The 22,498-nt window shown below is 44.7% G+C and carries 31 protein-coding genes and 1 pseudogene; 11 read left to right on the top strand and 21 right to left on the bottom strand.

Features of this window, described 5'->3' with window-relative positions:
* Positions 1-159 precede the first annotated feature (159 nt).
* On the bottom strand, positions 160-891 hold the full coding sequence (gene rpaB / locus QUA24_RS04390) for a response regulator transcription factor RpaB (protein ID WP_071587789.1): 732 nt from the start codon (positions 889-891) through the stop codon (positions 160-162).
* A 163-nt stretch (positions 892-1,054) separates the two neighbouring features.
* On the opposite strand from rpaB, the gene radA reads away from it, so the two are divergent.
* The 6 genes from radA (at position 1,055) to QUA24_RS04360 (ending at position 5,109) form a co-directional block, all read left to right on the top strand.
* Positions 1,055-2,611 (top strand): DNA repair protein RadA, encoded by a 1,557-nt coding sequence (gene radA, locus QUA24_RS04385; protein WP_333227516.1) that lies wholly within the window; start codon positions 1,055-1,057, stop codon positions 2,609-2,611.
* A gap of 45 nt (positions 2,612-2,656) precedes the next feature.
* Positions 2,657-2,893 (top strand): type II toxin-antitoxin system prevent-host-death family antitoxin, encoded by a 237-nt coding sequence (locus QUA24_RS04380; protein WP_333227514.1) that lies wholly within the window; start codon positions 2,657-2,659, stop codon positions 2,891-2,893.
* Complete coding sequence (locus QUA24_RS04375) at positions 2,890-3,201, top strand: type II toxin-antitoxin system VapC family toxin (protein WP_333227512.1); 312 nt, start codon at positions 2,890-2,892, stop codon at positions 3,199-3,201. Before QUA24_RS04380 ends, QUA24_RS04375 begins: the two co-directional genes overlap by 4 nt.
* 106 nt (positions 3,202-3,307) lie before the next feature.
* Positions 3,308-3,532, top strand: coding sequence for a hypothetical protein (locus tag QUA24_RS04370; protein WP_333227510.1), 225 nt, complete (start codon positions 3,308-3,310; stop codon positions 3,530-3,532).
* A 318-nt stretch (positions 3,533-3,850) separates the two neighbouring features.
* Positions 3,851-4,705, top strand: a complete 855-nt coding sequence (locus QUA24_RS04365; protein WP_333227508.1) for a TIGR02587 family membrane protein — start codon at positions 3,851-3,853, stop codon at positions 4,703-4,705.
* Positions 4,702-5,109 carry a TIGR02588 family protein gene (locus tag QUA24_RS04360; protein ID WP_333227506.1) on the top strand — a complete coding sequence of 136 codons (408 nt, stop codon included), beginning with the start codon at positions 4,702-4,704 and terminating at the stop codon, positions 5,107-5,109. The genes QUA24_RS04365 and QUA24_RS04360 overlap by 4 nt, the downstream gene beginning before the upstream one ends.
* A gap of 218 nt (positions 5,110-5,327) precedes the next feature.
* Here QUA24_RS04360 and QUA24_RS04355 read toward each other — a convergent pair whose 3' ends face one another.
* The 11 genes from QUA24_RS04355 to QUA24_RS04305 form a co-directional block, all read right to left on the bottom strand.
* Positions 5,328-5,921, bottom strand: coding sequence for a CPBP family intramembrane glutamic endopeptidase (locus QUA24_RS04355; protein WP_333227504.1), 594 nt, complete (start codon positions 5,919-5,921; stop codon positions 5,328-5,330).
* Between the two features lie 31 nt (positions 5,922-5,952).
* Positions 5,953-7,143: a DUF3326 domain-containing protein gene (locus QUA24_RS04350; RefSeq protein ID WP_333227502.1), complete on the bottom strand. Its 1,191-nt coding sequence runs from the start codon at positions 7,141-7,143 to the stop codon at positions 5,953-5,955.
* A complete protein-coding gene (locus QUA24_RS04345; protein WP_333227500.1) occupies positions 7,140-7,331 on the bottom strand; it encodes a hypothetical protein in 192 nt (63 codons plus the stop codon). The genes QUA24_RS04350 and QUA24_RS04345 overlap by 4 nt, the downstream gene beginning before the upstream one ends.
* Positions 7,332-7,388: 57 nt before the next feature.
* On the bottom strand, positions 7,389-7,706 hold the full coding sequence (locus tag QUA24_RS04340) for a 2Fe-2S iron-sulfur cluster-binding protein (protein WP_333227498.1): 318 nt from the start codon (positions 7,704-7,706) through the stop codon (positions 7,389-7,391).
* A gap of 239 nt (positions 7,707-7,945) precedes the next feature.
* The gene (locus tag QUA24_RS04335; RefSeq protein WP_333227525.1) at positions 7,946-8,485 is read right to left on the bottom strand and encodes a Uma2 family endonuclease; all 540 of its coding nucleotides are present in this window, start codon (positions 8,483-8,485) and stop codon (positions 7,946-7,948) included.
* Between the two features lie 146 nt (positions 8,486-8,631).
* On the bottom strand, positions 8,632-9,813 hold the full coding sequence (locus QUA24_RS04330) for a GTPase (protein WP_333227495.1): 1,182 nt from the start codon (positions 9,811-9,813) through the stop codon (positions 8,632-8,634).
* Between the two features lie 223 nt (positions 9,814-10,036).
* Complete coding sequence (locus QUA24_RS04325; RefSeq protein WP_333227493.1) at positions 10,037-10,576, bottom strand: Uma2 family endonuclease; 540 nt, start codon at positions 10,574-10,576, stop codon at positions 10,037-10,039.
* A gap of 55 nt (positions 10,577-10,631) precedes the next feature.
* Positions 10,632-11,015 (bottom strand): hypothetical protein, encoded by a 384-nt coding sequence (locus QUA24_RS04320; protein WP_333227491.1) that lies wholly within the window; start codon positions 11,013-11,015, stop codon positions 10,632-10,634.
* A gap of 11 nt (positions 11,016-11,026) precedes the next feature.
* A complete protein-coding gene (locus tag QUA24_RS04315; RefSeq protein ID WP_333227489.1) occupies positions 11,027-11,464 on the bottom strand; it encodes a CdiA C-terminal domain-containing protein in 438 nt (145 codons plus the stop codon).
* Between the two features lie 375 nt (positions 11,465-11,839).
* The gene (locus QUA24_RS04310) at positions 11,840-13,117 is read right to left on the bottom strand and encodes a phospholipase D family protein (RefSeq protein ID WP_333227487.1); all 1,278 of its coding nucleotides are present in this window, start codon (positions 13,115-13,117) and stop codon (positions 11,840-11,842) included.
* Between the two features lie 448 nt (positions 13,118-13,565).
* Entirely contained in the window at positions 13,566-14,009 is a 444-nt protein-coding gene (locus tag QUA24_RS04305; RefSeq protein WP_333227485.1) for a hypothetical protein, read from the bottom strand.
* Positions 14,010-14,153: 144 nt separating this feature from the next.
* Here QUA24_RS04305 and QUA24_RS04300 point away from each other — a divergent pair, with 144 nt between their 5' ends.
* The 3 genes and pseudogenes from QUA24_RS04300 (at position 14,154) to QUA24_RS04290 (ending at position 14,903) form a co-directional block, all read left to right on the top strand.
* Positions 14,154-14,366, top strand: a complete 213-nt coding sequence (locus tag QUA24_RS04300; protein ID WP_194009260.1) for a helix-turn-helix domain-containing protein — start codon at positions 14,154-14,156, stop codon at positions 14,364-14,366.
* 56 nt (positions 14,367-14,422) lie between these two features.
* Positions 14,423-14,635 carry a helix-turn-helix domain-containing protein gene (locus QUA24_RS04295; protein ID WP_190735550.1) on the top strand — a complete coding sequence of 71 codons (213 nt, stop codon included), beginning with the start codon at positions 14,423-14,425 and terminating at the stop codon, positions 14,633-14,635.
* A 54-nt stretch (positions 14,636-14,689) separates the two neighbouring features.
* Positions 14,690-14,903 (top strand): annotated as a pseudogene (locus QUA24_RS04290) (helix-turn-helix domain-containing protein).
* A 29-nt stretch (positions 14,904-14,932) separates the two neighbouring features.
* Here the strand turns inward: QUA24_RS04290 and QUA24_RS04285 are convergent.
* Positions 14,933-15,307 carry a hypothetical protein gene (locus tag QUA24_RS04285; protein ID WP_333227483.1) on the bottom strand — a complete coding sequence of 125 codons (375 nt, stop codon included), beginning with the start codon at positions 15,305-15,307 and terminating at the stop codon, positions 14,933-14,935.
* A gap of 108 nt (positions 15,308-15,415) precedes the next feature.
* Here QUA24_RS04285 and QUA24_RS04280 point away from each other — a divergent pair, with 108 nt between their 5' ends.
* Both QUA24_RS04280 and QUA24_RS04275 read left to right on the top strand, forming a co-directional pair.
* Positions 15,416-15,652 (top strand): DUF4160 domain-containing protein, encoded by a 237-nt coding sequence (locus QUA24_RS04280; RefSeq protein ID WP_333227481.1) that lies wholly within the window; start codon positions 15,416-15,418, stop codon positions 15,650-15,652.
* Entirely contained in the window at positions 15,633-15,941 is a 309-nt protein-coding gene (locus QUA24_RS04275) for a DUF2442 domain-containing protein (RefSeq protein WP_333227479.1), read from the top strand. Before QUA24_RS04280 ends, QUA24_RS04275 begins: the two co-directional genes overlap by 20 nt.
* A gap of 137 nt (positions 15,942-16,078) precedes the next feature.
* Here the strand turns inward: QUA24_RS04275 and QUA24_RS04270 are convergent, their stop codons facing one another.
* The 8 genes from QUA24_RS04270 to QUA24_RS04235 all read right to left on the bottom strand — a co-directional run bounded on the left by QUA24_RS04270 (position 16,079) and on the right by QUA24_RS04235 (position 22,268).
* Complete coding sequence (locus QUA24_RS04270) at positions 16,079-17,032, bottom strand: F0F1 ATP synthase subunit gamma (protein ID WP_333227477.1); 954 nt, start codon at positions 17,030-17,032, stop codon at positions 16,079-16,081.
* Positions 17,033-17,161: 129 nt separating this feature from the next.
* On the bottom strand, positions 17,162-18,679 hold the full coding sequence (gene atpA, locus QUA24_RS04265) for a F0F1 ATP synthase subunit alpha (RefSeq protein WP_242717124.1): 1,518 nt from the start codon (positions 18,677-18,679) through the stop codon (positions 17,162-17,164).
* Positions 18,680-18,870: 191 nt separating this feature from the next.
* Positions 18,871-19,416 (bottom strand): ATP synthase F1 subunit delta, encoded by a 546-nt coding sequence (gene atpH, locus QUA24_RS04260; protein ID WP_333227474.1) that lies wholly within the window; start codon positions 19,414-19,416, stop codon positions 18,871-18,873.
* Between the two features lie 3 nt (positions 19,417-19,419).
* A complete protein-coding gene (locus tag QUA24_RS04255; protein WP_333054531.1) occupies positions 19,420-19,947 on the bottom strand; it encodes a F0F1 ATP synthase subunit B in 528 nt (175 codons plus the stop codon).
* Between the two features lie 87 nt (positions 19,948-20,034).
* Entirely contained in the window at positions 20,035-20,520 is a 486-nt protein-coding gene (locus QUA24_RS04250; RefSeq protein WP_333054530.1) for a F0F1 ATP synthase subunit B', read from the bottom strand.
* A 97-nt stretch (positions 20,521-20,617) separates the two neighbouring features.
* Entirely contained in the window at positions 20,618-20,863 is a 246-nt protein-coding gene (gene atpE / locus QUA24_RS04245; RefSeq protein WP_006631105.1) for an ATP synthase F0 subunit C, read from the bottom strand.
* Between the two features lie 129 nt (positions 20,864-20,992).
* Complete coding sequence (gene atpB / locus QUA24_RS04240; RefSeq protein ID WP_242717111.1) at positions 20,993-21,751, bottom strand: F0F1 ATP synthase subunit A; 759 nt, start codon at positions 21,749-21,751, stop codon at positions 20,993-20,995.
* A 55-nt stretch (positions 21,752-21,806) separates the two neighbouring features.
* Entirely contained in the window at positions 21,807-22,268 is a 462-nt protein-coding gene (locus tag QUA24_RS04235; RefSeq protein WP_333227472.1) for an ATP synthase subunit I, read from the bottom strand.
* Positions 22,269-22,498 lie beyond the last annotated feature (230 nt).

The raw sequence follows: 22,498 nt of genomic DNA, 5'->3' as shown, positions 1-22,498 counted from the left end.
AGTCATTAGTCATTAGTCATTAGTCATTAGTCATTAGTCATTAGTCATTAGTCATTAGTCATTAGTCATTAGTCATTGGTCATTAGTCATTGGTCATTGGTCATTGGTAGTTGGTAATTTAACTAATGCCAACTGCCAACTGCCAACTGCCAAGTGACTTTATCCTACTTCTCCAATTTCGACAATTCGCTGGAAGAGATAACCGGTGCCACGGGCGGTGAGAATTAATTCGGGATTGCTGGGGTCGTCTTCCAACTTTGCCCTCAGCCGCGAGATGTGAACGTCCACTACGCGGGTGTCTACGTGGCGTTCTGGCGTGTATCCCCACACTTCCTGCAAAATTTCTGATCGCGAAAAAGGCTCTCCAGAACGGCTGACAAGCAGTTCTAACAGGCTGAATTCCATGCCAGTGAGCCGAATTCGTTCGTCGCCTTTGTAAACTTGGCGCTTGTTGGTGTCAATCCTAATATTGGTGACGTGGATGACTCCGGAACTAGGAATTCCCGATGCGCCGTTTTTGTCAACCCTCCGCAGTACCGAACGGATGCGGGCTTCGAGTTCTTTGGGAGAGAAAGGTTTGACGACGTAATCGTCGGCACCCAATTCTAAACCGGTGATGCGATCGGCTACGTCTCCCAAAGCAGTTAGCATGATGATGGGTACGTCTGACTCTTTACGCAACTCCTGACAGACGCCATAACCGTCTAGCTTCGGCATCATCACGTCCAAAACCACTAAGTCGGGTTCGGTGTTGCGAAATGTTTCGAGAGCTTCTTCGCCGTCAGCAGCGGTGACGACATCGTAGCCAATCATGGAAAGGCGAGTCTCCAGAATGCGGCGGATACTGGCTTCGTCATCGACTACCAGAATTTTTTCTTTATGGTTTTCCAAGTTACCGAGCACTCCTTAAGTTACATTTCAGATAATGTTATTTTTTTGTACCCTATCATAGAAGACACAAATTGAATCATGGGCGGTGATCGGTCTGAAAGCTTGATAATTGCTTTAACTCAGACTTTTCTAAATTTTAAGGGTGACTATTTATCATAAAACAATGCCTAAGCCTCGAATACAATATATTTGTCGGGAATGCGGCTATGATTCACCACAATATTTTGGCAGATGTCCTAGCTGTCAGAAGTGGGATTCTTTTGACGAGCAGTTAGAGCAACCTACTGCTGGTGTGCCGCGGGCTGGTTTAACTGGGGTGACAACTAAGACAGTGGGCGGTTCGCCCCCTGATAAGTCGAAGGGTCAACCAAGGGTATCTTTCAGATTATCGCAGATTTCCGACCAAACTCAGTCTCGCTGGCCTTCTGGTTACGGGGAACTGGATCGAGTTTTGGGAGGGGGGATTGTTCCGGGTTCGTTGGTGTTGATTGGGGGGGAACCGGGAATCGGGAAATCGACGCTGCTGTTGCAGGTGGCGAATATGTTGGCCCGGAAGGATAGAATACTCTATGTGAGTGCGGAGGAGTCGGGCCAGCAGGTGAAGTTGCGATCGCAGCGTTTGGGCGTAGCTAATCCGGTTGATTTGTCAAGCAACGGCGGGCATAAATCTGGCAGTAACGGGGAAGCTAAAAAGGATTCCGAGGACAATTCAGCGGAGAATTTCTATTTGCTTCCAGAGACGGATTTAGAGGTTGTTTTGCGGGAGTTGGAAGCGCTGAAACCTAATGTGGCGGTGGTTGACAGCATCCAAACTATTTATTTTGCTAGTTTAACATCGGCTCCGGGTTCGGTGGCTCAGGTGCGGGAATGTACATCTGCTTTGATGCAGGTTGCGAAAAGGGAAAATATTACTTTATTTATTGTCGGTCACGTTACGAAAGATGGAGCTTTGGCCGGGCCGAGGGTTTTGGAACATTTGGTAGATACTGTACTGTATTTTGAGGGCGATCGCTTTGCTTCTCATCGACTTTTGCGATCGATGAAAAACCGTTTTGGCGCGACTCACGAAATCGGTGTTTTTGAAATGGTAGCCAACGGTTTGCGAGAAGTAGATAACCCGTCGGAGTTGTTTTTAGGGAATAGAGATGAATTTTCTCCCGGTACTTCGACGACGGTTACTTGCGAAGGAACTCGACCGATTTTAGTGGAGATTCAGGCGTTAGTCAGCCCTGCAAGTTTCGGTTCGCCGCGCCGCACTACTACTGGTGTGGACAATGCTAGATTGCAGCAAATTTTAGCTGTTTTGGAGAAAAGGGTGGGGATTCCTTTATCTAAATTAGATGTGATTTTGGCGACGGTGGGCGGGTTGAAGGTGGATGAACCGGCGGCGGATTTGGCAGTTGCGATCGCCGTTGTGGCCAGTTTTCGCGATCGGGTGGTTGATGCACGCACTGTTTTACTTGGGGAAGTGGGTTTGGGAGGACAGGTGCGGCCGGTTTCCCAATTAGAGTTGCGGCTGAGGGAGGCGGCGAAATTGGGTTTCAAAAGGGCGATTATTCCTAAGAATCAACCGGTGCCAGAGTTAGGGATGGAGATTATCCCGGTGGCGAGGGTAATTGATGCAATTATTGCGGCGATTCCTGCTACTCCGGCTCAGTTGCAGTCTGGTGATATGGAATTACAGTCTGTTGATTTGGAGGAAGAGGATTTGTTTAATTGAGTTAGAATGTTAATGTTGCAAATTGAGAGTAAGGAGGCACGAATTATGTATCAAGTAGACATTATTGAGGCCAAAGAAAAGCTTCTGGAATTAATCGAAGCGGCGATGAGAGGGGAAGAAATTGCGATTACTCAAGATAACCAGCCTGTTGTAAAATTGGTAGGAATACCGCCAGCTAATAAGAAGCGCTGGCTATCCAAAGCTGGGAGTGCTAAAGGAATGGTTTGGATGGCCGATGATTTTGACGAACCGCTAGAAGAGTTTAAGGAGTATAGGTCATGAGGTTGTTGTTGGACACTCATACTTTCATTTGGTATGTCACGGACAACCCTAGACTTAGCACCCATGTCAAACTGCTAATTGAGGATGAAAATAACGAGAAGCTAGTCAGTATAGCTAGCATCTGGGAAATGGCGATTAAGCACAGCATAGGCAGGCTAAACTTTAGTCTGCCTTTTATGGAGTTTGTCGGACAGCAACTCACTGTTAGCAATATCGGACTACTTGAGATTAATCTCCAGCACATTGAGGTTGTAGCTTCACTGCCTTTGTATCACCGTGACCCATTTGACAGGCTGATAATTGCATAATCTATGGCCCAACAGATACCGATTTTGAGCGTTGATGCTATTGTTGATGCTTATGCGATCGCGCGGGTGTGGTGAATTAAGTTAGTTTAAAAATAAAGAGGCGAAGATGAAACAATTTAAAATCCTCATTGAAAAACATTCCGATGGTTATGTAGCCTATCCCCTTGGTATCAAAGGTGCCGTAGTTGGTGAAGGTGATACCTATGAAGAAGCCTTAACTGATGTCAAGTCAGCTATTCGCTGCTACATCCAAGTATTTGGCAAAGAAACAATGGAAAACGAATCACCTGCGATCGAGAGTTTTTTAGTAGAAGCAGAGGTGGCTATTTAATGTCGAAGCTTCCTGTCGATGTTCCTAAAAGACGAGTCATCAGAACATTTTAGTTGTTGGGTTTTCGGATTATTATAGAACGCGAACATATTGTGAGGGTGTGAGAGAATCTGAATGGCACGGAGACTCCGTTAGTAATGCCTAACCACGAGCAAATAAAATTAGGGACACTGAGAGCAATTTGTACTCAGATGGGAATTTATAGAGAGGAATTTTTAATAGCTTATGCACAAAGTTGAGTGCAGATGCTATCTACGATAACACTTGAAATATGTCCAATTAGAAATTGCCTTTTTTGAGGTGCGTTTTAAATCAAAAATGAAAAAATCAAAAAGACGCAAAAATCAGTGGTCAAATGAACTAAACGACATCTTTAGAGGTGCATCTGGCGGCTTTTTATTCGGAATTCCGCTGCTTTATACGATGGAGGTTTGGTGGATCGGTTCGCATACTACACCAGCGGAAATGTCGATCGCGATCGCAACTACTTTTCTCGTCGTTTTCTTGTTGACTCGCACGGAAGGTTTTCGCAAAACTCAAGAGATCCGCTGGCTAGATGCTGCAATCGATACCGTAGAAGCGATCGCCCTTGGCATTGTCTGCGCGGCTTTTGTCCTGTTTTTGCTCAGGGAAATTACTCCGGAGACTCCGCTGCAAGAAACTTTGGGGAAAATCATATTTGAAGGCCTGCCGTTTGCGTTGGGAGTAGCCCTGGCCAACGGTTTCTTGAGCGGCGATCGCTATCAAAGTTCAGACAGCGAACAGCAACCTACCATTAATGCAACTGTAGCAGATATCGGCGCTACTTTAATCGGCGCGATGATCATTGCTTTCAACATCGCCCCAACTGACGAAATTCCTATGCTAGCTGCCGGTATTTCGCCGCCTTGGCAATTAGCAATTATCGCCGCTTCGCTGCTAATTTCCTACGGTATTGTATTTGTAGCAGGCTTTACTTATCAAGCAAAACGGCAGCAGCAGCAAGGGATTTTTCAGCGTCCCCTCAGCGAAACTGTCATGGCTTATTTAGTGTCGCTGGCGGCTTCTGCATTTATGATGTTTTTCTTCCACAAACTCAGTTTTGACGACCCGTGGTCGATTTGGTTGAACTATACGTTAGTATTGGGACTGCCGGCGGCTGTTGGCGGCGCGGCGGGGAGGTTGGCGGTATGAGTGAAAGTAATAATAACGAACAGCAGCAAAAAAGAACGCCTGCTGAATGGGTGACATTTGCGATCGCCTGCTTGATCCTTTTTACCCTCACTGGGCTGGTAATCTACAACTGGGTAACTAAAAAGCAGGAACCTCCGGTTATTTCTGTCACTCGGAACACGCCTATTCGTGAAACTCAAGGGCAATTTTACGTGCCGTTTACAGTAACTAACACGGGCGGCGAAACGGCCGAATCAGTGCAAATTATTGCCGAATTGCGCGTCAACGGTCAAGTTGTAGAATCCGGCGATCAACAAATTGATTTTTTGTCAAGCGGTGAAACTCAAGAAGGAGCTTTTATTTTCAGCCGCGACCCCAGTCAAGGTGAGTTGATTGTGCGATCGAGCAGTTACAAACTGCCTTAACACAGATAAAACTCGGCGGTTAAAACCTTTTCACTTCTGTGAACTCTTTCTCTTCCTACCCTACCCTTCGGGAACCCCTGCGGGGAACGGGAACGGCTTCGCCGAACGCGCCCTTAGCGTCTTCGCGGTTCGTTAAATCTAAAACCCCCTTGCGCGTTGGCATTTATTGCTATATTCCGCACAGGCGAGATTTCAATCGCTTTGGAATTGCGATCGAGCTAACGCTTCACGAGATTGTTTTCCCACTTCCAAACACAGCTAGAAATCAAATTCGTGCAGATATGAGCGGTAATTGGCACTAACAAATTCCCAGTAGCTAAAACGCTGTAACCCAACAGCAATCCGACAGCCGTTGCCCAAACAGCATAAGGCCACTGATCCATGCCTCCCAAGTGCAGAATGCCGAAACAAAAACTCGATAAAACTAAACCCGTAACATTCAATCCCAAAGCAGACAGCATCACGCCTCGAAATAGCAATTCTTCGCTAAGTCCCGGCAGCAGTCCCAGCCAAATTAAATCCGGCCAAAACAAAGGTTTGAGCACAACTTCCAAGTAAACATCAGCACTCCGGCGATAACCCGGCCAGAGGTGATAAACGATCGCACTGCCGCCTGTAATTGCCAGTCCCAGCGCAAATCCTTTGAGCAAGTCGATTCCTATCAATTTGACTGGCAAAAGCGATACCGATCCAAATAGCAACCACAATTTAGCAACCGCCAGCAACATAATTGCTGTCACGCCCATTGCTATTAAAACTTGGGTGCGCGTCAAGGGTTCAATTTCAGGATTTCCGGGAAGTTTTTCTGCCACTTAATCACTTTTAGATTTGAGGTTTGAGATTTTAGATTTGTTTTGTTGAGTCAGACAAACAACGCAGGGAGGAGATGTCTGCACCCAAGGAAGCTGGACTGATGCCAGATCGCAAAGCGACCAACGCTCCGATCGCCTCTAAATATGAGTTTACCTGCAAAGCTTTGATTCCGAGTTTTTCTGGAGTCGCCTGCATCTGGGTTTTGTTGTCCCCGACAGCGATGATTTGTACCGACGATCGCCCACTCAAACTCAGAATAGCACTGCCGCCGCAGGCTGTGGCGGGTATCACCACCGCATCGACTCGATCGGCCCACAAACCCTGGGACTCGAAATCTCGCCTGTTTGCATAGAATTTCTCTCTTGTGGGGTGGGCATCTTGCCCGCCCAATACCTGCGTGCGGGCATCTTGCCCGCCCAATACCTGGGACAGGCAAGATGCCTGTCCCACAGTAGGAGTGACAAATTGGGGAGCTTTGCCCAGGCCCGCAAGCACGCAAGGTAGGAAAGTATAGCCGATTTCCTCAGCAGCCGATCGCGGGGACAGGTGCGGATCGAGGGGAAGCGCAGACAGCGCGGGGGCGTGGGCGCAGGGGATTGTAAACGTCCTGACGACGAGGTGGCTGATCACAGCTTCTGCGCCGGCGAGGGGGTCAACTCCTTTGCCGCGGCGGTAGTTTTCGAGGGCGAGGCTGCCTTCATCGTCGGGAAATCTGGCTACAACTGCGATCGCCTCTACTCTTGCTTGTTTGATTAATTTTTCTGCCGCGCGCAATAAACTGTCTGGATTGCCGATCGTCCCCCAGGATGCCCCTGATTGAGAAATACGCAATTCTACTTGCAGAGGGCGATCGGTTAAAACATAATCGGTTATATTCAAACCCAATGTAGCTCTGGCAGCATCAACGGCTTGCAAGTGCCGCAACTGCAAGTCTGGTTCGATCGCGGAATCTAGGATTAAGCCGATGCGATTTTGATGTACCGGTTGCAGTCCCCAGCACCCGGCAGCAAATTTGTCAAGGGCGTAACCTTCAACGTAGAGAGCGTTAGGTATCGGCCAATAAAGTTGAGCGCCGTTGAGGACGTTGGGGTGAGTGATCAGGGTGTCTGAAATTTGGGCGATCGCCCTAGCCACGGGCAGCGCATCTCCTGCAAAGCCCCCGATCGAGGCTCCAACGCCTGTGGGGACTATCAAAACCACTGTTAAAGGGCGCCGGTTCACACTGTTGCGGGGGATGCTTCCACGAGCACGTAGCCTTCTACCACAGCCTTTTGCCGATCGACATCCACGTCTGTGACTGCCCACCGCAGGGGTTCGCCGTACTTTTGCAGTTCAATTTCAATAGCCGAGTGCAGTTGCTCGGCGGTCTCGTGGAGGTCAACTTCTGCGGAAATGAAATGGGTGGTCATAGGGCGATCCATAGTGGTTTTACCGCTAACGGTACTTAGGTCAATTTTAGCTTAGCCCTAGGATTTACCGAATTGGCGATCGTACACAATGTCTTCTTTTTCGGTTTCTATCTTCAAGTTCGATCGGGGATAAGCAACACACAGCAACACATAACCTTCTGCCTGAAGTTCGGGACTAACGCCCATGCCATCAACTTGATCGACTTCACCCTCAATAACTTTAGCAGCGCAAGTAGTACAAACCCCCGCATTGCAAGAGTTAGGCAGATCAATGCCCGCAGCGTTGGCTACCTGCAGAATTTGTTTATCTTCGGGCACTTCTACGGTATAGGTAGAGCCTTGGTGGATCAATTCAACAGTGTAAGTCTTAGACATATTTCAATGATTGGTTTTAATTCCCAATTGGAATTTACGGTAAATTTGCAAACAAAGCAATGAGTATTTTACCGCTCTTGGTGATTTTGTGCAACTTTACAACTGCACTTTTTATTGCTAAAAATTTTTATTAATTGCCTGGGGCGAGTGGCATTTTGTCAATGACTTATTCACAAATTATCACGATAATCACGGGCGAACTCGGCCAGAAAGCACTTATACGTAGCTAATTTTTGCCTTCAAGCCAACAACTCCTCAACAGCAACACTAAAACCCGCTAGCACTAACTGAGTGCTGATGGTAGAACTCTGGTTAAAGGTTAACTTTTGAGTTTGAGTCATTATCATTATCCAGCGACTTTCTGGAAAAACTATCCAAACTTCCAGACAACCCGAATCTAAATACTCTTGTGCTTTAAGAAAAATCTCTTCTGCAATATCAGTAGGAGAAACTATTTCAGCAATTAAGGGCGGACTTTGAGGCAAAGTCGGAACATCACCAAATTGAGCAACAAGTTCAGGAGTCAGATAAGCTACATCAGGACGGCGCACTCGCCTGTCAGTACGACAAGGAACCTCCGTATAGACTTCGCCATCTTGCCCGCTAGATATCTTATAACTTCTCCAAGAATAATCTAGTTTAGATTGGATGCGACTGTGTTTTACTGTCATGCCATTTTTCTCCGCAATTTGCCCGTCCACCCATTCCATATCGTCGGGGGGATTAGCCATAAAGTCTTCTAGAGAAACATTTTCTGATAAAACGGCAGCCATTACCATAGCCATTTACTCCCTTTTGCAGAATTTACTCATATTGTAGCAATCAATTGGTAATGGGTAATTGGTAATTGGTAATTGGGAATTGGTAATTGGGAATTGGAACTAACAAATAACCTATGCCCTATGCCCCATGCCCCATGCCCAATTTACTCAATATTAATTTGATTGGGAGGCTTAGGTGGATTCGGTTGCTCATCCTTCAAAGTTTTACGCCCAGAACTAGCATACTCCTTGTACATTTCCACAAACATCTTGGTTAACTGTTGCAAAGAAAGTTGTTCGCCATTAACTTGAGCTTTCATGTAAGCTTTAAGCACTTCAATGTAAGCCAAACCTAGAGCAAGCGTGAGAGTTGCTGCGGTTGCACCGGAGATAGCACCGCCGACAACTGTACCCGCACCAGGAATCATTTTAATCAAATTAGTAACAATACTTCTGCCAACAGCAGTAACCCCGCCAGCGCCGCTAATAGCAGACAGCATCGCCGAAATAAACCCCTTATCAAAGGGCATTCCAAAAATCACAGTAATATTAGCAATCATTGCCGTTTGCATCGTCATCAAAATCGGCGCATCAGCAAACGGTACAGGAGTCGCGCCGACAATTGCAGAACCTGCAACATAAGCACTTAGATACTTAAATGCCATATCAGCTTTGAGGGCAATGTTTGCAATTTGTTCTTTAACAAAAGCTTTTTTAGCTACTTCCGGCAGCAGTTGAAAAGTAGCATCTACCAACTTATCTAAACCGTGAGATTTTACAGTATAATCCTCATCAATTTCTTCCGGCTCAGCCATGACGGGGATGATTTGACTGACGGGCAAATTCATGTGTTCTAGTTGCTTGAAAAACTCGCCCGGCTTTTTAGATGTCGTCTGAGTCAGCACTAAAAGAACTGGTACATCTTTGACTTCCATTTCTTTTAGCCAGCTTTCCTCCACAGATTCTATTCTATTGGCGCTGTGATTGATGCAGTACCAGATGACGTGAATGTGTTCTTTTGGGTGCAGGAGTCTTTGGTCTTCAATCAGTTTAGCAACGTTTAATTGAATAACTTTAATTTGTTCGGCGTTGAGTTCGAGTCCGGGAGTATCGTAGACTGTAATTGGGCAATTGGGTTTTGTATATTGGCGAATGCCTTGAGTTATGGGGCGGCCGACTCCGGTTTCTGCTAACCGTTGGCGAAAAACGGAATTTATCAGGGTACTTTTGCCGACGCCGGTTTTGCCGATGACTAAAACATTGCACTGTCCCACTTGGTTTTCTGCGTCTTTGAAGGCGTAGTAACTTCTATTTAAAAGCTCGTCTAAGGAAAAGTCGTCTGACATGGCGGTTTGCTCCGATAATGGTGGGATATCGAATCTGGATTAAATACGACCGAATAGAATTCGGAGGCTACACAAACGAAGGATTAAACACCACCGAATAGAATTCGGAGGCTCTACAAACGAAGATTAAACACCACCGAATAGAATTCGGGGCTATACAAACGAAGTCCGCCTACGCGGACTGGGGGAGTCTTAAAGATATTGTAGCAATTTAGTTTGATGTTTAAGCTAGCAATCGATCGACCTCAATGCTAAAACCGATCAGGATTTGTTGAGTGCTGGCGGTATCGCCGGATCTAAATGTCAATATTTGATTTTGAGTCATCACGAATATTAAACGACTTTCGGGAAAAACTAACCAGACTTCCTGACAGCTAGATTCTAAATATTCCTGTGCTTTGAGAAAGACATCTTCAGCGATATCGGTGGGTGAAACTATTTCGGCAATTAAGGGGAAACTTTGGGGTAAAGTGGCAAGATTGCCAAACTGTGCAACTAATTCGGGTGTGAGATAAGCGACATCGGGACGGCGAATTTGTCGGTTAGTGCGGCAAGGAACCTCGACATAAGCCTCTCCACCTTGTCCGCTAGAATTTTTGTAATTTTTCCAAGCTTCCCCCAGGCTTAACTGAATTTTACCCGTCTTTAGTGTCATGCCATTTTTCTCCACAAGTTTGCCGTCTACCAATTCCATGTTATCGGGCGGCTCGGTGACGAATTCTTCTAAAGTAAAATTATCCTGTAAAGCACTAGCAGTGACCATAGTTATTTCCTCACTTTTACAAATCGGTTTCAGAACTTGCCTGTATGATGTTCGATCAAACCTTCACCAATGGCGCAAACTCCTCTAACTTCACTTGTAAGTCATCCACCAGCATTAAACGATACCTTTCGGTAGTTTTCAACTTTTGGAAAACATAACTAGCAAACTCATCTCGCCACTTTTTCCTATCAAGTTCATTCGAGATATTCAGCGCTCTGATTGATAGGTTGTAAGGGTATTCTTCAAAGTTTAGCTCTTTATCATTTTCAAAATCATGCTTTCCTATAGTAAGAGTGATTGTTGAGTTGCGAAACTCATACCAGTTGTCTATGCCATCAGAAACCAGCTCTAATTTAAGAGCCAATATAAACTCTAATTCTTTGATTAAATGCTCGATTTCCTGTGGAAAGTCTACAAAAATATCTAGTGTGCGAGACATAAAAACCTCCTTTATTGAAACTCAGTAAAAGTGATGTCATAGATATCGCCAATAATTCGGACGCTATCAATTTTTCCGCGTGTAATATTTTTCGCCCTCTGCAAACCTCGTTCAGCCTCAGCCTCTATCAACCCAGACACCCTAGCATCTATAATTATATCCCTAGCTTGTCCCCCTCGTCTAATCGAGTTGTTGATCTGATTTTTTACTGTCGCGCTTGTAGCACCGGCATCTAGACTTTTGAATTCAGTGCGTTTTCCATCTACCTCAGCATCGGGATTTCTACCTCCATCGGTTTTTTCTACCAAGGCTTTAACATTCTTTCCCTCTCTTTCCAGAAATTCAGCAATTGCTCTTTCGGTTTCACCAAAAGCTCTTTCTGATTCATCAATACTGCCACAATTAGCCGAATTTTGCTTAGGGGTTTGGTTAGTCCCGTTATTCACCATTTTTGGTTATTTAAAATTTTGGTGAATTATCGCACATTATGAGCCAAGTCACTTGAGAAAACGAAGCGGGTTTCTCACTTAGTCAATACAATAATTCCTCTCCCATCAGGTTCTACTATTACCCTAATACTAACACTATCTCTAGTTCCTTCTATATGCCATCTTACAGGCTTACCAGCAAAGAAGTTACTTAAAATTTTAGCAAAGACTTAAGATAGGTATAAACTCTGAAACAATAAATTATCTTTGATTTCCTGACAATAAATGGCACTTTTGCAAGAAGCCTGCTATTACTTTTATGGCGGGTAAAGACGATGATTTTATCCCATAATCATTCTAAAATTAAGTTTGTATTGAGAACAAAATCATGGCACATTAAATTAATTCTCTGATTTCTTTTAGCTTTTTTTTTAAAGTGTTGAGATCTATTTCTTCTATTTCTTCTATTTCTTCTAATAGGCTGTAAATTTTTGATTGCCTCTTCTTCTTACCTTTTTCTATCCATTTTTGATATTTCGGATCGGCGAGCATTTTCTGATATTCCTGATATTCATTAACTTCTTCTTCAAAATCCTTTAGAATTTCATAAGGTAATTCATCCATATTCTTTGGATCAGATATTATTTTATACTCTTCTTTCGCAAGAATTTCACGAATATCCTCAGAAAGCTCATAAGTTAGATTTTCTTTATATGTTACAAAACATCCTTCTGTCTTTTCTTGATAGGAACAGTGAGACAGGATTTTAGCAATTTGAAATATCTTGTTTTCTATTAATAAGAGGCATAAAGAACCTTGAGGAACATCATTTTTCTCTTCATCTATAGTTTGAATCGAGTGAAAACAACCTATATTTTTATCATTAGCGAGATTAGTTGCCTTGGCAAGAAGAACACTATCATTCAAGACACCTAGTTTAAGGAATTTACCGGGTGTGTCTGTTATGGGTGGTTGATCTTGATTTCCAGGCGTAGATTTTTCTTCAGACGGTGAGAGAACTTCATTTTGATTTTCAGAAGACTCTCCATTATATTTATTAATTTTTTCTGCAAATTCCTTAATTTTTTGTTCCCATGAATTATATTGATTGTTCTGGTACTCGTCAATTATTTTTTCCCATAAATCATATTCCTTAGAATCAATATATATCTCAGACAAACGAGCAATTAATGTTTTTGTTAAGTTGAAGTTGTGGATACTAATACATAATTCTCCCTCACATTCAAGACCTGGCCGAGTTAGATTAGATGACCCTATGATCGAAACACCTATCTGAATGTCAGCTTTTATCTTCACATTCCGACTCCGACCTAAAAAACAATAGGCTTTGATATGAAAGTTCTTCTTAGGGCATATAAAGTGAACAGATTTATTATTAGGTTTTTTTGATTTTTCTGATTCGATAAAATCTAATATTTTTTTAATATTTTTAATCTCATTAAAGAAGTTTTTGCTGCCGATGGCAATCACAACTTTCGCATCTTCTGTTAAAGAATCGGCTGAAAGAATTTGTTTTACTTGTGTCACCCCAGCATCATCAAAAAAAGCAGAAAAAATATAAATTTCACTCCAATAAAATTGTTCGGAATCTAATAAAGTATTGATTTTATTTTTTAAGCTTTCTTTGTCGTCGTACAAAAACTGATAATTCATCGTAAATACCTCCAATTAATTGATATAAAACTTTTTAGGTAAGATGTAAACCACAATTTGATTATCTTCCCTAAAACTGCGCGATCGCAATAAAGCTGACTAAAAACATAATCAGCCAACTCAATCAAAGCCTACTTCGACTCCGACGGCGGCAACCCCGCCAAACGCATAACCGCAGACTGAGCGGACTTAGCCTGTAATTCCCGCGATCGCCTGGGATGTTTGAAAGGTTACTCATGGGCTTAACAAGGGATAGAGAGGGAAACGCATGGAGAAATTATAACTGTTGCAGTCGAGCTTGAACCAATTTTTGAATATTTGTGGCAGAGATCGGATTTATGAGAGTTACGCACAGCAAAGAAACCGGGTTTTTCACTTAGTTAAAGGCTGGGATGCCGTATTTTCGCAAAAAAAACCGGTTTCTAATCACCCGTGTTTTAGTCATAATTTAAAAATGTTGCAGCAGAGATTTTTCTTGTGCATAAACCTTTCGCAGCGACTCCAGCCCGATCGCACTTAACATCAATTTAATCACCCCCACCAAATTTCCCCACTTCAACAATTCAGAAACACAAACAGCTTTCTGAAATCTATCCGCATAAAAATCCACCCAAAAATCCGGCGCGTGTCTCTCTTTCTGACTCGCTATCCGGCGCTTCCAATAACCAAAATCTAAACCAGAGGGCGATTCCACTCCCAAAACAGGCGGAAAGTCGGCATAACTGACAAACCGACTCATGCCTTTGGCGTGCACGTACAGGATATGCGCCCAGCACTCGAAGCGATATATTTGTTCTACCTTGATTTTCAGCAGCCGCGCGATCGCCTCTTTTGTCACAAACCGGCTCAATCTGTGTCTGGGGGTTGATTTTCGCGAAAATTTTGTTAACATGATTTTAAGCAAATCCTTTGTAAAGAGTACAAACTTTTGTAAAGGGATTGAATTTGGATAGGCGATCGCTTTTTAGTTTTCCAGACCTGGGGGCGATCGCTTTTTACGATATTTTTATTAAAAACTAAATCTAGTATTTTGTCAATGGGTTTAATTAGATTGCGGGTTAAAGAATTTGCTGCTGAGAAAGGCTGGACGATCAAAGAGGTTTCTGAGCGATCGGGAGTCATTTACAGCACACTCAGCACCTATTCACGTTCTCCGGGAATGGCAATGGTTGATTTTACTTGTCTGCTGAAGTTGGCACGTACTTTTGACGTGATGGTGGAAGATTTGGTTGAGGTCGTCAAAGAGTAGTCGATCGCTTTTTGGGATAAAACTATCCGATGATGGTACACCATCATTTGTCAACTATGGGTTTAGTCAGGTTAAAAGTCAGAGAACTAGCTAGCGAGAAAGGCTGGACGCTGAAAGAAGTTTCAGAACGATCGGGAGTAATTTACAGCACCGTCAGACACTACGCCCGCTGTCCGGGAGTGTCAACCATTGACTTTATTTCTATACACAAATTGGCTCGCACCTTTGATGTAATGATTGAAGACTTGGTGGAAATTGTGCAGGAGTGAGCGATCGCTTTTTACGATAAAATTTGATCCCAGACTAAATCTAGTTTTTTGTCAATGGGTTTAATTAGATTGCGGGTTCGAGAGTTGGCTGCTGAGAAGGGCTGGACGCTGAAAGAAGTTTCAGAGCGATCGGGCGTAGTCTACAGCACACTGAGAACTTATGCCCGATCGCCTGGATTAGCAACAGTTGATGTGACAGCCTTGCACAAGGAAAGCAAGGACTTTTGATTTGTCGATCGAAGATTTGTATGAGATTGTGCAGGAATAGTCGATCGCTTTTACGAACTAATTATCCACTCAATATTGCTCGACAGTTGCTAGCATCTGATTGACAGACTCACCCCGTTGTAGTGCTTCCCAATCCGATGTAACAGGTTGGTAAGAACAGTAACACACCACAATTCGCTCCTCAGTATCGGAAGCAGAAAACTGCTGAACGCGAGTAACTACCCAATCTCCATCTTTCCCGTGGGTGACTCCATTACCGGGGTCAGATAGATTTTCATAATCGCGGGTTTTGTCCCCTACTTGAGGAATTTCTGGGTTTTCTTCCCAAGTCCAATTTTCCCAAAGTATATTAGTGAGACCGCCCCTCGGCATAAGCTGACGTTTTTCCCAGCCGGGAGCACTCATGCTTTCGGTTTTGTAGACAATCCAGATTTTTTTTGCCATTTTTTTAAAGACGATCGCACAATCGCGTTCAATACTTCGACTATATCAGAGATGAAAGCTCGTGCATCGGTTAAAATAGAGAAGTCAGTTTGTGATTAATAAGTCTGAATGCCTACGTTACTCCGAATCGGCCCATACCGTTTCTTCTGCTATGCGGGCGATCGGGATGAACCACCCCACGTTCACGTTGAGCGCGATCGAGAAGAAGCTAAGTTTTGGCTTAGTCCAGTTCGCCTTCAAAATAATAAAGGCTTCAATCGTACAGAAATCAATGGCATTCAGAAACTTGTTGAAGAACATCAACAGCAATTATTAGCAGGTTGGAATGACTTCTTTAATGGTTGAGTTGCTAGAAATCCCCCAAGCACAAAACGTAGTTGTTACAGACGACGCGCTAACAGTCGATCTATCCGATGGTCGTACTATTTCTGTTCCTTTAGCTTGGTATCCTCGGCTATTGCATAGCACACCAAACGAACGCAATAATTGGCGATTTATTGGTGGAAATGAGGGAATCCACTGGCCTGATATTGACGAAGACATTAGCATCAAAAATATTATTCTCGGTAAACCATCTGGAGAAAGTCAGAAGTCATTTCAGCGGTGGTTAGAGGAACGCGGGAAGATAGTCTAATAATAAATACCCTTCTTAGTCTCTTAGAGAGGAACTTCGTTTGTGTAAAAGCGGTTTCGACCGCCGAATTATCTTAAAAAAAGCGCCTGAGTTCCCTCAGACGCATACCATAAAATCAACAAATTGTCAACCCTAACCTAACCATTCAAAGCCTCAGCACCGCCGCAAACTTCCAGGATTTCCTGAGTAATTGCCGCTTGCCGCGCCTTATTATAAGTCAGCGTCAAACTACCGATCAAATCGCTAGCATTCTCACTAGCATTGTTCATCGCCGTCATCCGCGCAGCCAACTCGCTAGCAGCAGACTCTTGCAAAGCCCGCAGCAATTGGTTGTTCAAATACAAGGGCAAAAGAGCCTCCAGAATTTGCGCCGGATCTTGCTCGAAAATCATGTCGCGGGGCAAACTCTTCATAGTAGGTGCAGAAACCTTTTCGCGCGATACTTGAAACTCTCCGCCTTTCGATGTCAAGCGGAAGATTTCATCGTCTTGCACTTCAAAACCTTGGGGGTCGAGGGGCAGCAAAGTTTGAATTACCGGACGCGAACTAATTAGCGACACAAACTTGGTGTAAATTAACTCAACTCTGTCCACAGTTCCTGACAGGAATAGCGACAACAATTCGTCCGCAATCATGGCTGCTTCCGGTGCTGTTGGAATCTGTTCCAAGTTAGCGTAAGTAGCATCAATCGGCTGTTCGCGGCGCTGGAAATACTGAGTGGCTTTGCGTCCTACCAACACGTATTTGTAGTCTAAGCCTTCAGCTTTGATTTCCTTAGCGCGATTTTCGGCGTATCTGATGATGTTGCTGTTGTAGCCGCCGCACAAACCCCGATCGCCCGAAACTACCAACAGTCCCACCGATCGCACTTCGCGTTTTTTCAGCAGCGGCAAATCCAGGTTTTCAAACTGCAAGCGTTCCGCCAAACCGTATAATACCTCTGCCAGTCGATCGGCAAAAGGCCGAGTAGCAGTCACCTGTTCTTGAGCGCGGCGCACCTTTGCAGCGGCCACCAAGCGCATTGCTTCTGTAATCTTTTTAGTGTTCTTGACCGACTTAATGCGATCGCGAATAGTTTTCAGATTTGCCATAATTTTCTCCTTAGTCCCTTGCCCGCATCTTTTTAATTAAAACCGCGAATAAACGCAGATAAACGCAGATGAACTTCCGATAATCTGCGTTTATCCGCGTTCATCTGCGGTTCAAAATTCCAACTCGATTTACGCAGAAACCAAGAAAGTTTGCTTGTATTCTGCGATACCTTCTTTCAGCAGCTTCTCAGCTTCATCAGTCAAGGCTTTTCCGCCTTGAACAATTTCGCCGTACTTCGGCTTGCTAGTCCGCAAATAGTCGCGCAAACCAACAGTAAACTTGCTGACTTTTTCCACAGGAATGTCATCCATATAGCCGTTAATACCGGCATAGATTACAGCCACTTGTTCGTTCATCGGCAGAGGCGAACTTTGTGGCTGTTTCAACAGTTCCCGCAAGCGCTGACCGCGCGACAATTGATTCTGAGTAGCTTTATCCAAGTCAGAAGCAAACTGAGAAAATGCTGCCAGTTCTTCAAACTGCGCCAATTCCAGTTTCACCTTACCGGCTACTTTTTTCATAGCTTTAGTTTGAGCTGCCGAACCTACCCGCGATACCGAAATACCGGGGTTTACTGCAGGACGCAAACCAGCGTTAAACAAGTCAGAAGAAAGGAAGATTTGACCGTCGGTAATCGAAATTACGTTCGTCGGAATGTAAGCAGAAACGTCACCAGCTTGGGTTTCGATAATTGGCAAAGCAGTCATGCTACCTTCGCCCAAATCGTCGCTCAATTTAGCAGCGCGTTCTAGCAAGCGAGAGTGCAGGTAAAACACGTCTCCGGGATAAGCTTCGCGACCGGGAGGACGGCGCAGCAACAGAGACATTTGGCGGTAAGCTTGTGCTTGTTTGGAAAGGTCATCGTAAATGACCAAAGTGTGCTTACCTTTGTACATGAAATACTCGGCTAAGCTAGCACCTGTGTAGGGAGCCAAGTATTGCAGGGTTGCGGGGTCGCTAGCGTTGGCTGCTACTACGATCGTGTAGTCCATCGCGCCCTTTTCTTGCAGGACGTTGACGATGTTAGCTACTGTAGAAGCTTTTTGACCGATCGCTACGTAAACGCAGATCACGTTTTCCGATTTTTGGTTAATAATCGTGTCGATCGCGATCGCAGTTTTACCGGTTTGTCTGTCACCGATAATCAGTTCCCGCTGTCCTCTTCCCACCGGAATCATCGCATCAATAGCGGTAATTCCTGTTTGCATGGGTTCGTAAACAGAACGGCGAGAAACAATCCCCGGTGCCGGAGATTCAATCAAGCGAGATTCAGTAGTTTTAATTTCTCCTTTGCCGTCAATCGGACGGGCCAAAGCATCAACTACCCGTCCCAACATTGCTTCACCCACGGGGACTTCAGCAATTCTGCCAGTAGCAGTAACTGCCGAACCTTCTTGAATGCCGAGGCCTTGGCCCATCAACACTGCACCCACGTTATCTTGTTCCAGGTTCAGTGCAATGCCCACGGTGCCGTCGGCAAATTCTAGCAACTCCCCAGACATGGCTTTATCCAAGCCATAAATCCGGGCAATGCCGTCGCCTACTTGCAGAACAGTACCGACGTTAGAGACTTTTACGTCTTGGTCGTACTGCTCAATTTGCTGGCGAATAATGCTGCTAATTTCGTCAGGTCTGATTGCTGCCATGTTAGTTATTATTTGTCAGTTGTCAGTTGTTAGTTGTCTGTCGATCTTTTCGGCAAGAAAGAATAGGGAGTTGGTAGTAAGAATCTGGGACTAACAACTCAAAAACAGAAATTAATTTATTCCTGCTTCCGGTTTAATTCTTCCTTCTTCCTTTTTCCTGCTTCCTGCTTCCTTCCTCCTGCTTCCTTAAATTAGGAATTCAAGCGAATTCCCAGACGGCGCAATTGTCCCCGCAGGCTGGCATCAATTACTTGAGAGCCTACTTTGATTACCACACCGCCGATTAAATCTGCGTCTATTTTGGTTTCAATTTCTACTTGACTAGCGCTGGTCATCGCCTGCACTTTCTCGCGAACAGTCTGCTGTTGAGCGTCTGAAAGCGGGACTGCCGACGTAACTTCAGCCAATACTGTTTGGTTGAGTTCTCGGAGCTTGGCCAAGTATTGTTTGCCAATTCCTTCTAAAAAAAGAATTCTTCCTTTGTCTACTAATAGCTTCAGAAAGCTGTGCATCAAGGGGTTCATTTCTTCACCCGCTATTTGCTGAATCACGGCTTTTTTAGCATCCGGTTTTACCAGCGGATTGGCTAAAAATTGACGCAAGTCTTCCGAACCTTCTAGCAGGCTCAGCAAGGAACGAATGTCTTCGCCGAACTTCTCTGAGAGATTGCTGGACTGAGCCAGTGACATCAAGGCAGATGCGTAAGGCTGTAAGACTTCTGTGCTGACTGTACTCACGTTTTAGCCTCCCAGTAACGCAATGCTGCGATCGATTAATTGGTGTTGAGCGCTGTCGTCCAAGCTAGTTTTTAGCTGGCTTTCCACCTTTGCTAATGCCAGAGATACAACGGCCGAGCGCAGTTGGGCGATCGCTCTTTCCCGCTCCGCTTCCAACTCTTGACCTGCTGTTGCTCTCATGCGTTCAACGTCCTGCGCCGCCTGAGCTAGAATTGCTTCTTTTGCTTTCTTGGCAGTTTCTTCAGCAGCGGCACGAATTCGTTCCGCTTCTGCTTGCGCTTGAGTCAATTTTTGCTGTTGCTCTGCTAGAGCTGCTGCTGCATCTTTTTGGCGTTTTTCTGCATCTTGAATCGCCTCTTGGATGGCCGAACGCCTTTCAGTCAGGATTTTACCTACAAATCCGCGCCCGAAATAAAACAGCACTGCAATAATAATGACCAGGTTAATCAGGTTGGTTTCTAAAATATCGAAATTTAAACCGAAACCACCTTCGCCGCTAGCTTCTGTGGCTAGCAATAAAACAGTCCCCATGATACTCTTCCATAATTGCGCGTGCAGATTGGGTGAAGCGATTTTAGATTTGAGATTCCCTCAAAAATCTAAAACTCTTCCGTCTCGCTATTTGGCCAGCGACTGCCCTAATAGCTTTTCGAGAATTTGGCCGCTGAGCGCGTCTACTTGTTGTTCTAGTGAGCGCATTGCTTCTTGCTTTTGCTGCTCTATTTCTTGCCCAGCCTTTTCTCGCGCGACTTGAGCTTCTTGTTGAGCCTCAGCTACTTTTGCTGCCCCAATTTTTTGGGCATCAGCTTGAGCAGCAGCAATTACTGATTGAGACTGTTTGCGAGTTTCTCCCAGTTTTTGCTCGTACTGCTGCGCTAGTTGCTGAGCTTTTGCCAAGCGTTCTTTGGCGGAGACTTGAGTGTTGCGAATGTAATCGGCGCGATCGTCAATTGACTTGCTCAGCGGCTTGTAAAAAATTACATTCAAGACTGCGACTAGAATTAAAAACTGCACCGCCATCAGAGGCAGCGTAGCATCTATATCAAACAGTCCCCCTTCCTTAGCCGCTTCTTCAACTGCTAGTAATACTGTCCAGTGCATCATGATTTTTTGACGGCTTCCATCTAATTCGCTTAATCGATTTTAGATTTGAGATTTTGGATTAGAATCGCCAAAACCTCAAATCTAAAATTTCAAATTATTATGCGAAGGGGTTGGCAAACAGCAGCACTAGGGCTACGACCAAACCGTAAATTGTGAGCGCTTCCATGAACGCCAAACTCAACAGCAAGGTGCCGCGAATTTTACCTTCTGCTTCCGGCTGACGGGCAATCCCTTCTACAGCCTGACCTGCTGCATTTCCTTGACCAATGCCAGGGCCGATTGCAGCTAAACCTACTGCCAAAGCGGCGGCAATTACGGAAGCGGCAGCAACTGTTGGGTTCATGATGATTTTCCTTATCTAAAGTACAAAATTGAGAGCCGAAAGTCTAGAGAATTGTCCGATTTTACGGCAGGAAGTTTTAGGAGAGGAATTTTTCTTTTTCCTCCTTCATGCTTCGCCGTTTATCGTTAGTTAATCGTGGTGTTCTTCGCCGTGACCGCCTTCTAGAGCTTCACCAATGTAGGCTGCGGCTAAGGTTGCAAAAATCAAAGCTTGAATTGCACTGGTAAATAGTCCCAGAACCATTACTGGCAGAGGAACAAATAAAGGCACTAGCAACACTAGCACTCCGACCACCAATTCGTCCGCAAGAATGTTGCCAAACAAACGGAAACTTAGGGACAGAGGCTTAGTGAAATCTTCTATGATTTTGAACGGCAACATGAAAGGCACCGGTTCAACATAGTGGGCGAAATACCCCAAGCCGCTTTTGCTGAGACCTGCATAAAAATATGCTAGAGAAGTCAGCAGTGCAAATGCTACCGTCGTGTTGATGTCAGCGGTAGGAGCTCCCAATTCGCCTGATGGCAGCTTAATCAGCTTCCAAGGAATTAGAGCACCAGACCAGTTTGACACAAAGATGAACAGAAATAATGTACCAATAAACGGTACCCAAGGGCGATATTCTTTTTCCCCAATTTGGTTTTTAGCCAAGTCCCGAATAAATTCCAGCGCATACTCCATAAAATTTTGCATTCCGCTGGGAATTCGCTGGATTTTGCTGGTTCCTAAAATCGAAACTACGACTAAAACAGCAATTACAAACCACGAGGTTAGAAAAACCTGTCCATGAACTTTCAGATTGCCGAGTTGCCAGTACAACTGCTGGCCAACTTCCAATTTGGCGAGGGGGAAACGATTAAAGGTGTTTAGAACGTCAAGCATTGCCATTCAACGGGCTTCCCCATACAAATCGATGAGTTGAGTTTTGCTCTTCTTACCTGACTTACCTGTAATCTAGTGCTAATGCACTTCGGATCACGTAAACCATCAGCGCAGCTTTGTAAGTCAGAAATCCCAAAAATATCGGTAAAATCTGTAGCTGATTCCACTGTGTTCCTACTATCATCACCGCGAAAAACAAACCGAGCCTTGTCTTGCTGATGCGTTGATTTTGGCTGCCGATTCGTTCAACGTCTCTAGCCAACATCTTTAAGTAAACCACACCTGTGACCGCCCCAAGCAAATAATTCAGGGCAATGTTGAGGGAGTAAAAAATCCAAACGGAGATAAAAATAATCGCCGTAAAAGCAAGGGTGTACGCCAACAACTCTTGTTGGAGGCGATAAAAGTCTTGCATGGGATTCGTTGTCTCGGACGAGACTGTCGAGACTGTTGAGACTGTGTCAGCTTGAGGAATATCCTCGGTTGCTGGTGTGGGTTCGGTGGGTGTGTTTTGCGTGTTCACGAAGCTCAGAAACTAATGCAGGTAGCAGGCGAGTGCTTTGCAAACTCAGAAAAATAATACCACGCTGCGGTAACAATACTTAAAATAAAATTAATCATATTTTCGGAATTTGGTGTCTGGCGCTTCGGAAACCTCAAGCCATTAAATGTCCGATCGACCTCCCCCTAACTCTCCCACCGCCCGACCGCACTTTTTTACACATTGTTATCGTCTTTCTCACCAAGTAAGCC

The organism is Microcoleus sp. Pol12B5 (assembly GCF_036701335.1).
Classification (GTDB): domain Bacteria; phylum Cyanobacteriota; class Cyanobacteriia; order Cyanobacteriales; family Microcoleaceae; genus Microcoleus.
Note: the sequence above shows the minus strand (reverse complement) of the source record. Positions and strands in the feature narration are given on the sequence as shown.